Source organism: Streptomyces gossypii (assembly GCF_025165795.1).
Classification (GTDB): Bacteria; Actinomycetota; Actinomycetes; order Streptomycetales; family Streptomycetaceae; genus Streptomyces; species Streptomyces gossypii.
In genome coordinates this window covers 59392-73389 of the sequence record NZ_JAJAGO010000003.1, presented here as the reverse complement: position 1 = coordinate 73389, position 13998 = coordinate 59392, and the positions used below count along the sequence as shown (strand labels likewise).

Sequence of the window (13998 nt, the reverse complement as noted above, 5' to 3'; positions counted from 1 at the left end):
TCACGGGCACGCAGGAGGGACCGTTCATGGACATCCGGACACTCGGTCAGCTGGAGGTCGTGGGGGACGACGGTGAACTGCTACTGCCGGGTGCCCCGCGACTCCGCGCGGTGGTGGCCGCCCTCGCCCTGAACCCCCGGCATTCGCTGTCGGCCGAGGAGCTGGCGGCGAGCCTGTGGCACCAGCCGCCCGACGGCGCCCGCACCACGGTGCGTACCTATGTGATGCGACTGCGCCGGGTCCTGCCGCCGGACCGGCTCCGGACGGAGCCCGGGTGCTACCGCCTGACACTGGCGGCCGAGGAGAGCGACGCCGAGCGGGTCGACGCCCTGCTGGACCGCGCCCGCCGGTTGACGTCTGAGGATCCGCACCGGGCGGCGCTACTGGACGAAGCGGCGGCCATGTGGCGCGGCGAACCCCTCTCCGACCTGGGCGAGTGCCCGGTGCGGGAGGTCGAGGCGCCCCGCCTGTGGGAGTTGCGGCTGGCCGTGCTGCACGAGCGTTTCGAGACCCACCTGGCGCTCGGCCGGCACCGGAGCGTCGTGGCCGAACTGACCGCCCTGGTACGGGAGCACCCACTGCGGGAGCAGTTCACCCGGCAGTTGATGCTCGCGCTCCACCGCAGTGGCCGCACAGCGGACGCGCTGGAGGTCTTCCGCCGCACCCGGGACACGCTCGTCGCGGAGCTGGGTGTCGAGCCGCAGCCCGAGCTGCGGGAGTTGGAAGCAGCGATCCTGCGTGAGGACCCGCAACTGCTGGCGGTCCCCACCACGCGCCCGGCGCTCGCCGCACCGGCTCCGGCACGGTACTCCGTGGCGCCCGTACGGAAGATGGACCACCCTGCCGCGATGCCGCCGCCCGTCGGCACCTTCGTGGGGCGCCGGGAGGAGCTCGCCCGCGCCCGGGCGGTCCTGCTGCGTCAGGCTCCGGCGCCCACCCGGCTGATGATCGACGGGCCGGGCGGGGTGGGGAAGTCGGCCCTGCTGGTACGGCTGGCACACGAGGTCGCCGACCACTTCCCCGGCGGGGTGCTCTACGTCGACCTGCACGGGGCCGACCCGGCGCGGGCGCCCGCCGGAACTGATGAGGCGCTGTCGGTGCTGCTGCGCGCACTGGAGGTGACGCAGGACCACCCGACCGGCGACCTGGACGAGGCGCTCGCGCGCTACCACCGGCAGCTGCGCACCCGGCGGGTACTGATGCTGCTGGACAACGCGGTGACGGGCCAGCAGATCACACCGCTGCTTCCGGTCTCGCCGGAGTCGGCCGTACTGGTCACCAGCCGGGCACCGCTGCTGGGCATCGAGGGCGCCCAGCATCTGCACGTCGCTCCGATGCCCACCGCCGACGCGGTGGAGCTGGTCCAACTGGTCACCGGGCATGCGGAGTCGGGTGGCGCGACGGACGAGTGGGAGGCACTGGCCGCGCTCTGTGGTGGACTTCCACTGGCCCTCCAGATCATCTCGATGCGGATGGCCGCCCGCCCCCGGTGGCGACTCGCGGACTGGCTGCGGCTGCTCCGCGACGAGCACCGCCGCCTGGACGAGCTGGCCGTGGCCGAACTCGACGTACGCGCCAGCCTGCTGGTCGGCATCGACCAGCTCTCCTCCGGCCACGAACCGGTGGACCGCCAGGCCGCGGAGCTGTTCTCGCTGCTCGGTGTGGCGGCGGTGGGGTCTTTCTGCGCGGCCTCCATGGCGGCGCTCGCGGGCTCGACGCCCGCGCTGTGCGGCCAGGCGCTCGAGCGCCTGGCCGACTCGCAGATCGTGAGCGCACCGCGCCCGGATCTGTACCAGCCCCACGACCTGGTCCGCGCCGTCGCCGCCGAGCAGGGGGCCCTGCTGCCCGCCGCGCGGCTGCATTCCGGCCTGGCTGGGCTGGCCCGCTGGTACCTCGGGGCGCTCTACCGAGTCAACGAGCCGCTGGCGGGCCTGAGCATCCTGGCCGGGCGGTACCTCCGAGGCGGGACCCGCTTCCCGCACAGCCTGTCGTTCGCCACCCCGGGCGAGGCGTTGGACTGGGCCGAGGAGGCGCTCCCGGACGTGGTCTCGCTCGCCGGGCAGTTGGCCGACCCCCGGTACGACGACGTGCCCCTGGACGGTACGGGGGCTCCGCTCTCCGACTTCGCCCTGGAAGCGCTCCGTGCGCTGGAGAACTGCCTCAAGCTCCGGGTGCGCTGGCGGACACAGGAGGCACTGTGCGCGCTGGTCCTGCGGGTGGGCGAGCGCCGGGGCGAGCCCTTCGCCCGTGCGGTGGCGCTCGGTCAGCTCGGCAAGGTCCGCGGCCAGCAGGGCCAGGGAGAGGAGAGCATCTCGATGCTGCGGGAGGCGTGGGCGCTCTTCCGGCAACTCGGCCGGAAGCAGGACGCGATGCTGACCACCATGAACCTGATCGCGGCGCTGGGCGCGGCCGAGCGGTACGAGGAGGGGGTGGCCCACGGTACGCAGGCGCTGGAGTCGCTGGGGTCGGCCGATTTCGGCAGCGCCGCCGCGGCCCTCTCCAACAACATCGGCCTCTGCCACGTCAGGCTGGGCAACCAGACCGAGGCCAGTCGGCTGCTCCTCTTCAGCTACCGCCAGGGGACGACGCCGGGCCTGCGGATGGACGCGGCGAGTTCCCTCGCCGAGTGCCACCGCGATTTCGGCGACCCCGTGCAGGCGGCGCACTGGGCGCGGATCGGAATCGGCCACGCACGGGAGCACCCGTCCCCGGCGGACCGGGTCGCCGAGTTGCACGAGGTGCTGGGCACGGCACTGGAGCTGCTGGGCGACCCGCAGGGCGCGCACGCCGAGTGGGAGCGCGCCCGTACGATCCTGACGTCCGCGCACCGCCACGACGCGGTGATCGGTCGGGGGTCCGGAGACGGCGCTCACGGCGTCCCGGTGAGCTCGTCGTAGAAGTCGACGGTGCTCCGCAGCTCCTCGTAGCCGCCCACCCAGAGGCAGAGGCCAGGCGTGATGAATCCAGGCCGCTCAAACGGGCCGAGCATCGCAACCGGACACCACCCGCACCGGACACCAGCACCCGGCAGGACGGAACTTCAGTCACCGGCGTTGGCCGTAGGGCATGTCCGGCGGATCGTAGTGGGCTGCTCGGGCGACTGAGGACAACGCGGCGAGGCGCGGTGCCGGGCGTCGCGGGCCCGAGAAGATCCACCGGACAGCCCTTAGCGGGACATGCCGAAGAGCTGGGTCCAGTAGGTGCCCGCCCGGCCGCCGGTGGCGTAGCCGATGCCGATGTGGGTGAAGTCGGGCTTGAGGATGTTGGCGCGGTGGCCGGGGCTGTTCATCCATCCGTCGACCACCTCGGCCGCGCTGCGCTGGCCGCAGGCGATGTTCTCGCCGATCCCCCGGTGCGTGCATCCGGCGGCGGCGGCCCGGTCCCATGGTTCGTGCCCCTCCGGGGTGGTGTGGGAGTAGAAGTCGCGGGCGACCATGTCGGCGCTGTGCGCTTGGGCGGCGGTGGTCAGCCGGGTCTCGCCGGTCAGCGGTGCCAGGCGGGCCCGGGCCCGTTCGGCGTTGGTGAGTGCGATGACCTCGGTGGCCGTCCGGGCCAGGCCGTCGGTGGTGAAGGGCTGGGCCCACAGCGCGGTCCAGTAGACGTCGCCGGTGCGGGCGCCGGTGGCCTGGCCGAGCCCCACCTGGGTGAACGTCGCGTCCAGCAGCGGGGAACGGCCCGGCTCCTGGCTCAGGCAGTAGTCCACGAACGCGGCGGGTGTACGGGGCCCGGAGACCAGATCCTCGGCGAGGAAGAGGTAGGCGTACCCGCAGGTGGTGACCTGCTGGAAGACAGACGTCCCGTCCGGGCCCCCGGCGTCGAGCCGATTCTGGGCGGCCATGCTCGCGGCGTGGGTCTGGGCGGCCGTGGCCAGCCGCGCGTCCGGCGCTACCGGCGGGGTGCCGACGCCGGCCCGCTGGGCGTTGACGACGCCGACGAACGCGTGGAAGGGCCCGGCGGGCAGGCCGCCGGGCGCGGTGGCAGCCGGGCTGCCCGGCGTAGCGCCCGCCCCGACACCCGCCCCGACACCCGGCGCGGCTCCGTCGTCGGCGACGTCGATGCCGAAGTCGCGGGCCACCCCCGCCAGGCCGTCGGCGTATCCCTGGCCGAGCGCCCGTATCTTCCATCCGTCGCCACGTCGGTAGATCTCAGCGAGCAGCAGGACGCTCTCGCTTGTCGGGCGCTCCGGTGCGAAGTGGGCGAGCGGGGTGCCGGTGCTCCCCGTGACGCTCATCAGCGGCGCGGGCAGCCTGCCCAGTGGCGTCCCGGTCTCGGCGGGGCTGACGACGACGGTGACCCGGCTCGCCCCGGACCGCAGCCGCCGAGGGTCCACGGTGACCGTGTCGCCGCGCAGCTGGGTACCTGGGGCGGAGGGCTGGTTGAAGAAGACGAAATCGCCGTCCCCCGTCACCTTTCCGCCGTCGCCCGTGATGAGCACCGACAGGTCGAACGGGCCGGGCACCCGAATCGAGAGCACGCCGTCCGGCAGCGCCTGGTTGCCCCCGGGAATCAAGTCACTCATCGGCTACCCCTGTCCGCTGTCCCGCCCCTTGGCCAGGCCCCAGGCCCCAGGCCGCCCATCGGTCCTCGGCCGCCGGCCTGACCTCGTCGGTGATCTGCTCAACGCCCGGGCCCCGGCTGAGGGTTCCCTCACGCTCTGTGACGCCACACGGCCCGTTGCCACGCGATGCGATGCGACACCGGCAACCGAATGGCTACGCCTGCCCCGATCTCACGTGGACGTACGCACGGCGGTGTGGTGACGCTGTCTCGCTGCTCCCGCACCCCGGCCCACCCGGAGCTGCGGGAGCAACAGGTCAGGGATGCCCTGGGACCATGCCGTCTCGGCGGAGACGGCGAACGGTGCGATTCCTCAGGTCTGCTGCTTGATGCGGATGAGGTTGCCGGCGGGATCGCGGAAGGCGCAGTCGCGGACGCCGTAGTCCTGGTCGATGGGTTCTTGGACGACATCGGCACCTGCGGCCTGGAGGCGGTCGAAGAGCCCGTCGAGGTCGTCGGTGGCCAGCGTGATGGCGGTGTAGGCGCCCTTGGTGATGAGTTCCAGGATGGTGCGTCGCTCCTCGTCGGTGACGCCCGGATCGGCGGCAGGCGGGTGCAGCACGATGGAGGTGCCGGGTTGGCCGACCGGTCCGACGGTGATCCAGCGCATGTCTTCGTAGCCGCCGTCGTCGCGGACCTCGAATCCCAGGGTGTCGCGGTAGAAGTCCAGAGCGGCTTCGGGGTCGGTGTGCGGGAGGAAGGTGTGGTGGATGGTGATGTTCATGTGCATCACGCTAAGCAGAGCTACCGGGCGCCGGCTTCTTGATTCCTGACCGGTCTGGTCACCTGCTTGGCCAGACACGGCGGGATCCCCGCGCCGGCTTGGGAGTGTTCGCGGCGGTAGGCGCCGGGCGGCACGCCGACCAGTTCGGTGAACCTCGTACTGAACGAGCCCAGCGATGAGGAGCCCACCGCGAAGCAGACCTCGGTGACGCTGAGGTCTCCGCGGCGCAGCAGCGTCATCGCCCGTTCGATGCGTCGGGTCATCAGGTACGCGTACGGAGACTCACCGTAGACGCGGCGGAACTCCCGGCTCAGGTGCCCTGCCGACATGTGCGCCGCACGGGCCAGTGCTTCGAGGTTCAGCGGCTTGGCGTACTCACGATCGATCCGGTCGCGGACACGACGTATCACGGCGATGTCGCGCAAACGGTGCGTCTCCGCACGCCCATGGCCCATGCGCGCCATCGTTCCATGCATCGATCAGGAATCGAGAAGCGCCAGGTCTCTCAGCACGGCTAGCGTCGTAAGCACTGCACGCCGATCACGACGAGGAGAGTGACAGCAATGAGCGCGAACACCGGCACGAAGGGCGAGAAGAGCACGGACGGGTTCTCCGAGGAAGAACGTGCTGCCATCAAGGAGCGCGCCGCGGAACTGAAGAAGGAGGCGAAGCGTGGTCGTGGCAGCAAAGGAGCCGCCGAGGAACTCGGCGTGCTGTCGAAGATCGCGGAGATGGAGGCGTCGGACCGCGCAGTGGCCGAACGTATCCACGCCATCGTCACCACGAACGCCCCGGAACTGTCGCCGAAGCTGTGGTACGGACAGCCGGCCTACGCCAGGAAAGGGAAGGTGGTGTGTTTCTTCCGTAGCGGGCACGTCGACAAAGAGCGCTACTCAACCTTCGGCTTCACCCCCGAAGCAAACCTCGACGACTCCGGCGGCCTGTGGCCCACGTCCTACGCCGTGACCGAGCTGGGCGACGAAGCCGAGAACACGATCACCACCCTCGTCAAGAAGTCCGTGAGCTGACACCGCGCCGCGTGTGAAGGCCAGGACCAGCCGAGCGGATCGTTGCCGCCGCTCGGCTCCCCCGGTCAGTTCTTCGCCGGTTCCCTTTGGGGCTCCGGTGCTCCCTGGGGCTCCGGTTCCAGGCGGCGGATGCCGAAGTCGCGGGTGAGGGGCGACAGGTAGGCCAGGAGAGCGGAGAAGAGGATGCCGCTCCAGCAGAAGACGGCCCATGGCAGGAAGTCGAAGTTCGCCACGCCCAGCGTCGAGGCGAAGAAGGCGCCGGAGACGGTCCAGGGCATGAGGACTTCGGTGAGGGTGACCGAGTCCTCCATGCTCCGCGAGAGGTTGGTGGGGTGGAGGTTCCGCTTCTTGAAGGCTTCGCCGTAGAGGTCGTTGATGAGGAAGTAGGTGACCAGAGCGTTCGACGTGCCGTTGATGACGGTGAAGCCGGAGAGCAGCGTGGCCGTGATGAGGCTGCCGGTTGACCGCAGCTTGTCGATCAGCTTGTTGAGCAGGAGGCGGAGGACGCCGGAGTTCTCCATCGCCGCGGCGAAGAAGAACGCGCAGAAGACGAAGAACGCCGAGCTGTACATCGAGTACAGGCCACCGCGGTTGAGCAGTTCGGTGAGGGGAGCCGAGACGTCGCTGGACAGCATGTCGGTGGTGAAACCGGAGACGGCGGCGTCGAACGTGTCGGCGATGCTGAAGCCCTGGACGAGCACGGCGAGGACGCCGGCCGTGACCGAGGACACGAAGAGCACGATCAACGGGGGCTTGCGCATGATCGAGCCGACGAGGACCACGGCCGGCGGCAGGAGCAGCACCGGGTTGAGGGTGAAGTGTCCCTGCACCTCGTCGATGGTGCGGTCGATGACGTGGAGGTCGACCGACCCCGCGTCGATCGAGAGCCCGGCGAGGAGGAAGACGACGATCGCGAGGACCGAGGAGGGCAGCGCCGTGTAGAGCATGTGGCGGATGTGCTCATAGATGTTGGCACCGGCCGCCAGGGAGCTCATGTTCGTGGTGTCGGAGAGCGGTGAGAGTTTGTCGCCGAAGTAGGCGCCCGAGACCACGGCACCGGCGGTGATCGCCAGCGAGACGTCCATCGTGGAGGCGACGCCGATGAGCGCGACGCCGATCGTGCCGCCCGCGCCCCAGGACGTCCCGGTGAACGTGGCCACGACGGCGGTGACGATGAAGGACAGGACGTACAGGTACGACGGGTTGATGAGTTCGAGGCCGTAGTTGACCATGAGCGGGACGGTGCCCGCGATCATCCAGGTGCCGATCAGTATCCCGATGCTCAGCAGGATGAGGATGCCCGGCAGGGCCCGCTTGATCTTCTCGCCCATGTCCGTGAGGACCTGGTCCAGGCCGACGCCTTGCCAGGCGGCGAAGACCGTGAAGACGATGGCCGCGAATATGAGCATCAGCTCCGCGGGGAATTCCATGATCCCGATGCCACCGACGAAGATCGCCAGGGTGATGACCACCGGTATGAGCGCCACGGCGAGCCGTGGTGGGGGGAGCGGATGCTTCCCGGCCTGGTCGGCCGACGCCGTGTCCTGTCGAAACTTCACTGTTTCCTCTCAGGCAAGAGCAGTTGGGGCTTGTGCTGGCGTGCGGTTGCCGTCAGCGGGCGAGCGACGTGAAGGCCCGGTCGAGGTCCTCGATCTGGCTCTGCGCGCCCTCGAGTCCCACGGAGAGCCGGATCAGGCCGGGCCACGGGGTCGATGAGGGGTCGTCGGTGGAGCGCGACGGTGACGTCACGAGGCTCTCGTAGCCGCCCCAGCTGGGGCCGATCCGGAAGAGACTCAGGGCGTCGATGAACCGGGACACCCGCGCGAAGGTGCCCTCCCGCAGCTCGAAGCTGAGGAGTCCGGAGAAGCCGCTGAACTGGGAGGTGATCACGTCCTCGTCCGGGCCGTGTTCGGCGTACGGGTGATGGACGGTGATGACCTCGGGGTGCGTGCGCAGATGGTCGATGACGCTGCGTGCGTTGCGCTGGTGCTGCTCCATCCGCACCGGAAGGGTCCGCAGTCCGCGTAGGACGAGGGACGCCTCCATGGCGGACATGACGGCGCCGAAGAGCTGGTAGCCCTGGTAGAAGAGCTCGCGGATCACTTCCCGGGAGCCGATCACCGCGCCGCCGATGACGTCGCTGTGTCCGCCGACGTACTTGGTCAGGGAGTGGACGACGAGGTCCACGCCGGCCGCGAGCGGCTTCTGGTAGAGCGGTGTGGACCAGGTGTTGTCCATGACCGTGCGGATGCCGCGGCGTCGCGCGATCGTGGTCAGCGCCGGGACGTCCACGACCTTCATCAGCATGGTGCCCGGGCTTTCGACGTAGATGAGCGCCGTGTTCTCCCGGATGTGCTCCTCGATGCCGGCGGCCGGGTCGGTGAGGATCGTGTGGTCCACGCCGAAGCGTTCGAGGTGCCGCGCGAGCTCGGTCGTCGGGCCGTAGACGGTGTTGACGAAGAGCACGTGGTCACCGCCGCGGAGCAGGCCGGCGAGGACGGCGCCGATCGCACCCATGCCGGAGGCGAAGCACTTCGCGGCCTCGCCGCCCTCGAGCAGCGCGAGACGCTCCTCGAGGAAGGCGACCGTCGGGTTGGTTCCCCGGCTGTAGACGAAGTTCTCGTGCTCGGCGGCCTGCTGCCGGATGAACTCCTCGAAGGACGGCTTGGTGAAGAGGCTCGTCTGATAGATGGGGGGCGCCACGGCACCGGGTTCCGCCCCCGGGCCGTTCCACGCACCCATACAGATCTGCTGGTCGGTGCTGTTCACCTGCGCCCTCCGTGGCGGACTTGCGTGCGGACGCCGGCGGGCTCCTCTGTGAGCCGCCGATCGGAGGTAGCTTGTAATATAAGCTGCTATGTGGTCAACACTTCCGGCGAACGGATACGATCGGTACCGGTCCGGCATCGGTCCGTACGCACCGCGCAGGCCGCTCAGTAAGCTCAGGTGCGAAGGCCGATCCGACTAAGGGGCGAACGCATTGGGAGACACGGCGGAGGGAGCGTCCACGCGGCAGCCGGCAGGGCGCGGCGGCGCGATGCGCGCCCGGCCACGGTCGCTGACCACCCAGGTCGTGGAGTTCATCGAGGAGCTGTGCGTAGGCCCGGACGTCACACCGGGGGACCAGCTGCCTCCGGAGGGTGAGCTGGCGACGCGGTTCGGGGTCAGCCGGGTGGTGCTCAGGGAGGCGATGAAGACCCTGGAGACGCGCGGCCTGGTGCAGCGCCGCCAGGGCAAACCCGCCGTCGTCGCCTCGCCGAACGCACTGCCGGTGGAGAAGTTCGTCGCGTACGCGTTCCTGCGCGACAAGCGCGCCCTCATGGAGTTCACCGAGATCCGCAAGGCGCTCGAGGTGCACGGCGCCCGACTCGCCGCGCAGCGCATCGCGGGCCCGGAGGAGCCGCAGACCCGGCCCCACATCGCACGGGCCCGCGAGGCGATCGCCGAGCAGCGCGCCGACCCGCTCGACATGCCCACCCGGATACGCACGGACGTCGCCTTCCACCAGGCACTGGTGGCGGCCGCGGGCAACATCAGCCTGACCCAGATCCTGGACGCCCTGGAGCGCTCACTCGCCAAGAGCCGGGAGGAGAGCCACCGTCGCTACCTCGCCACCGGCGCCGATCCCGCCGGCTCGGCCACCGAGCACGAGGAGCTGCTCGACGCCGTGCTGACCGGTGATCCGGCGCAGGCGGTCGCGGCGATGGAGTACCACCTGCACATCACGTTGCAGGAGATCGAGAGCCGCCCCGAGGGGGACGAGGCCGAGTAGTCCGTCGAGTGCTCTCCGCCCCGGACCCGCAGGATTCGACGGCGTGGCTGCGTCCCGTTCCTCATGGACTGGTGTCCCCGGTCAGAATGTGCGGCCTGTGCCGTCGCATGCCGGCATTGCTGCCAGTGGTGCCTCGCGGTAGCGCGACTGGCTCCTCGAGGAACAGGTCGAGGGCCCCGACCTGCGAATGCAGCTCATCGGCGGCGAACGGAGCAGGGCCTGGAGCTGACGGATATCCCGGATATCGGCCGCGTGGTCAACGCAGCACCAGAATGGCTTCACCACACCTTCTCCGAGAACCGCACCCACGGTATCGCCACACGCATCCTGCGTTCCTGGTTCGACCTGTGAGGCAGTAGTTGAGGACATCCGATTACCGTCGCCCGCTTCGCGCCGAACCCCCAGGCCGACGGCCCGGGGGTTGTTTGCTGCCGTCGTCAGCGGGTCTGCGCCCATACCGCCAACAGGCCCACGGCGGCCGTGCCCGTCCCATAACACGCACCGCGGAGGAACTGGTCGGCCGCGATTCGCCGACGCCGTGACAACCACCGCCCGTAACCACGAGCCGTCCTGCCGCAGCGCTCCACCGTGACGGAAAGCCGTCGTCCGACGGCCCCCCATCGGTCCGGGGAGGTCGTCTTCTCCCATGAGCACCCTGAACGGGCGCGCCGTACGTTCATGACGATTGCACCTGCTTCCTTCGCGTGGTGGTCCTCTCCGGGCGTCCAGGCGTGCTTGCCCGGTCCGGCCTGGCCCGAGGGGCCGGGACGGGATGCACAGCCTGTGCGGGGCGGAGCAGTCGGAAGGCGACCCGGCCGTCGTCATCGATGCGGGCGCCGTGAACTGCCGGTTCGGGAAGGCTGTTGTAGTGGAAGGGGGTGGAGAAGTAGTAGGCGCCGGTGTCCGGGAGGACGACGATGTCGCCGGCGTCGAGGAGGGGGAGCATACGGTCGCGTGCCAGCAGGTCACCGGCGAAGCAGCACGGGCCTGCGATGTCCTGCCGCACGGGCCTGCTGCTCTTGGCCCGGCCGCGGGGGTCATGGGCTTCGACCCGCAACGGCCAGGCGTCGGGGGCGAAGACGGTCCGCGTGGCGACCTGCGCGCCGGCGTGGGTGATCGCGATGGGACGGCCGCCGACGGTCTTGGTGTACTCGACGTAGGCGGCGGTGAACCCGTTCTTGGCCAGGACGGAGCGACCGAATTCGGTGACGATCTCGTACTCGCCGGAGAAGAGGGCAGGCGCGTGCTCGCGCAGACGGGCCACATAGGTGTCGAAGCCGGGAGTCGAGGCGTCGCTGTCGAAATTGACCGGTAGCCCTCCCCCGATGTCGATGCCGGTCACCTGTCGACGGCCGAGGTGGTCGTTGACCTCCTCGGCGAACGCCACCGCCTTCGCGATGCCTTGGGCGATCAGCTCCAGTGGGCAGCCCTGCGAGCCGACGTGCGTGTGCACCCAGGTGAGCCAGGGGCGGTCCCGGTACGCCTGGATCAGCCGCTGCCGGTTGTCTCCGTCCTCCAGGGGGACACCGAACTTCGAAGTGGCCGTGGCCGTGCTCATCGCAGTGATCGAGCCGGCGCCGACCTGGGGGTTGATGCGCAGGCCGATCCGCGAGCCGGAACCGCGGGCCGCGAGGATCTCGTCCAGCCTGGAGAGCTCCTGGAAGCTGTCCGCGTTCACCGCGATCCCCAGGCTCAGTGCCTGGACCAGTTCAGCCCGCGTCTTGGCCGGGGAGTCGAACACGATCTGTTCGGGTGCGAAGCCCGCCTCCAGCGCCTGGGCGAGCTCGCCGGCGCTGGCGGCCTCGCAGCCCATGCCGCTGTGACGCAGCTCTTCGAGTACGGGAACCAGGCAGTTCGCTTTGGCAGCGAACGCGTGCCGGACCCGGAGCGAGTCGGGAAACGCGTCCCGCAGGGACGTGACGGTTTCGTTGACGCCGTCGAGGTCGATGAATCCGGCCAGTACGGCTGCCTCGGAATCCAGGAGCCCCTGCTGTACGGCTGCTTCCAGAATCCGCTCACGCCGGTCTGCCTTGTCGGAACCACTCATCGTGCACCTTCCCTGAGCCGAGGTGTCGGCCGCCCACGGATGCTGTCGGGCGGATCACCAGACTCTCGTCGGAGCGGTGCGGGTGTCTTCGGCGTGAGTCCCAGTGTTCCGGTGCGCGGTTCTCACCGTGGAGCGAACTCTCGGGCGTGGCGCCCCTCCTGTTGTGCTCAGGTACGAAGACGCCGCCCTCCCTTCGTGGCGGCGCCCCGAGTGCTCACGCCTCCCGCCTGCCGCGTTCGAGAAGGCGCAGTTGCAGTTGAGCGAGCAGCCGGGCGTCCGGACTGCCGAGGTCGAGCCCGGACACCTCGGTGAGCCGGCTGATCCGGTGCCTCAGGCTGTTCGCGTGCACACCCAGCGTCCGGGCGGTGGCAGGCACGTGACCGAAGTGGTCGAGGTACGCCCGCAGGGTCTCCACCATGGTGCCCCCGCCATGTCCGGCGTCGAAGGCCACCAGGCGTGCCACCGGAGTCTCCGGTGCCAGGGCCAGCCCCGTCAGCTCGTCCATGATCTGGTTCAGCGCGATCGTCTCGGCCACCTCGCTCGCGCTGGCGACGGCGCGGTGCTCGCCCGCCGAGAGCAGGGCCCGCAGCACCAGGTCGGCCGACCGGCGGGACTCGGGCAGGTCCGCCAGGGATTCGACCACCGTGCCCAGACCGATTCTCGCTCCCGGCCCGAACGCATCGTTCACCTGCCGGGCCAGCGACTTGCCCAGGTGGGCGACCTGTTCGACGGCCCGCTGCCTGTCCTGGTGCAGCCCGCCCGGCAGCACCAGGGCCCCCTGGTCGGACGGCAACACCACCGACTTGAAATCGTAGGCGCCGCAGCACACCGCCAGCAGGGCGCACAGCTTTCCGGTTTCGGCGCCCTTCCGGGAGGCTCCGGGGCGCACCGCCAGGACGGCGCAGTGTTCGTGCGTCGGGATCCCGGCGCGTTCGGTCAGCATGCCTGCGGTTCCCCGCCCGTCGAGCAGCGCACGGGCCGCATCCTCGACCAGTCGGGCGTGCGTCCAGTACGACCGGTGGTGGACCAGGTGTGCAGCGGCCACCCTCGCTGCCGACCGCAGCGTGTCGGAAGCCTGTGGCGCGAGGTCGCTGCCCGCGGCCGCCACCCAGATCGATCCCAGGATCTCCCCGCCCGCCCGGACGGCCACCACCAGGCGTTCGGGGTTCTCTCCGTGCGCCGGCCGGTGAACGACGTCCCCCGTGCTCCATAACGCCCGGAAGAATCCGGCCTCCTGCATGGCGGAGACTCGCCACCCCGGCACCCGACGGCCGAGAATGGTCAGCCGGCGCAACTCGTCCACGTCCTCCTGGGTGGACGAGTACGCCAGGACCCGGGACTCCACGTCCTCGATCGTCACCGCGCCGCCGACCAGCACCGCCACCGCGTCGGCCAACCCGTTGAGGTCGCCCAGCGGGGCAGCCGCCACACCCGGATCGGCGGTAACTCCGGACAGGGCAAGGCCCGCCCGGAGGGCGCCGACCAACTCCGTCCAGCCGAACCACGCAGTCCGGAATACCACCGCCGTACCAGCCCCGTCGGCGGCGGCCCGCAACGCCTCAGGGAGCTGCCCTGACTTGCCCCGTCCGAAGACCACCGCCGCCGCTCCGGCGGCATCGCGCACGACATCGACGGCGGCGGCCGACTGCGGATCGACGCCCACCGCCAGCAGCACCTGCCCCCGCGGCGGCCCCGGCTCCAGCGAGTCCAGCACCGTCACTCCCTCGACCACGGCTCCCAGGCCACGTGGAGCCATGCACAGCTCCAGCGCACCGGCCCCCATGACCGAGAGCAGCTTCTCCAGCGTCAGCCCCGATGCGGCGGCGTCCCCCTGCTCGGGTAACCCGTTCAGCGCCATCCGGTCCCCCTC

The 13998-nt window shown here is 70.3% G+C and carries 10 protein-coding genes; 3 read left to right on the top strand and 7 right to left on the bottom strand.

Going from position 1 to position 13998, the window contains the following annotated elements:
- The first annotated feature begins 26 nt into the window (after positions 1-26).
- The gene (locus tag LHJ74_RS06825) at positions 27-2897 is read left to right on the top strand and encodes an AfsR/SARP family transcriptional regulator (RefSeq protein WP_260216644.1); all 2871 of its coding nucleotides are present in this window, start codon (positions 27-29) and stop codon (positions 2895-2897) included.
- A gap of 269 nt (positions 2898-3166) precedes the next feature.
- Here the strand turns inward: LHJ74_RS06825 and LHJ74_RS06820 are convergent, their stop codons facing one another.
- The 3 genes from LHJ74_RS06820 to LHJ74_RS06810 all read right to left on the bottom strand — a co-directional run bounded on the left by LHJ74_RS06820 (position 3167) and on the right by LHJ74_RS06810 (position 5736).
- Positions 3167-4519 (bottom strand): CAP domain-containing protein, encoded by a 1353-nt coding sequence (locus tag LHJ74_RS06820; protein WP_260216643.1) that lies wholly within the window; start codon positions 4517-4519, stop codon positions 3167-3169.
- Positions 4520-4870: 351 nt separating this feature from the next.
- Positions 4871-5281 (bottom strand): VOC family protein, encoded by a 411-nt coding sequence (locus LHJ74_RS06815; RefSeq protein ID WP_260216642.1) that lies wholly within the window; start codon positions 5279-5281, stop codon positions 4871-4873.
- 20 nt (positions 5282-5301) lie between these two features.
- A complete protein-coding gene (locus tag LHJ74_RS06810; protein WP_260216641.1) occupies positions 5302-5736 on the bottom strand; it encodes a helix-turn-helix transcriptional regulator in 435 nt (144 codons plus the stop codon).
- A 108-nt stretch (positions 5737-5844) separates the two neighbouring features.
- Here LHJ74_RS06810 and LHJ74_RS06805 point away from each other — a divergent pair, with 108 nt between their 5' ends.
- Positions 5845-6309: a DUF1801 domain-containing protein gene (locus LHJ74_RS06805; RefSeq protein ID WP_260216640.1), complete on the top strand. Its 465-nt coding sequence runs from the start codon at positions 5845-5847 to the stop codon at positions 6307-6309.
- Positions 6310-6374: 65 nt separating this feature from the next.
- On the opposite strand, the gene nhaC is transcribed toward LHJ74_RS06805, so the two are convergent.
- Positions 6375-7868, bottom strand: coding sequence for a Na+/H+ antiporter NhaC (gene nhaC, locus LHJ74_RS06800; protein WP_260216639.1), 1494 nt, complete (start codon positions 7866-7868; stop codon positions 6375-6377).
- A 52-nt stretch (positions 7869-7920) separates the two neighbouring features.
- Positions 7921-9078, bottom strand: coding sequence for a trans-sulfuration enzyme family protein (locus tag LHJ74_RS06795; RefSeq protein WP_260216638.1), 1158 nt, complete (start codon positions 9076-9078; stop codon positions 7921-7923).
- A gap of 211 nt (positions 9079-9289) precedes the next feature.
- Between LHJ74_RS06795 and LHJ74_RS06790 the strand changes: the two genes are divergently transcribed.
- Positions 9290-10081 (top strand): FadR/GntR family transcriptional regulator, encoded by a 792-nt coding sequence (locus LHJ74_RS06790; RefSeq protein WP_260216637.1) that lies wholly within the window; start codon positions 9290-9292, stop codon positions 10079-10081.
- A gap of 676 nt (positions 10082-10757) precedes the next feature.
- Here the strand turns inward: LHJ74_RS06790 and LHJ74_RS06785 are convergent.
- Positions 10758-12128, bottom strand: coding sequence for a type III PLP-dependent enzyme domain-containing protein (locus LHJ74_RS06785; RefSeq protein ID WP_260216636.1), 1371 nt, complete (start codon positions 12126-12128; stop codon positions 10758-10760).
- A gap of 214 nt (positions 12129-12342) precedes the next feature.
- The gene (locus LHJ74_RS06780; RefSeq protein ID WP_260216635.1) at positions 12343-13986 is read right to left on the bottom strand and encodes a PucR family transcriptional regulator; all 1644 of its coding nucleotides are present in this window, start codon (positions 13984-13986) and stop codon (positions 12343-12345) included.
- Positions 13987-13998 lie beyond the last annotated feature (12 nt).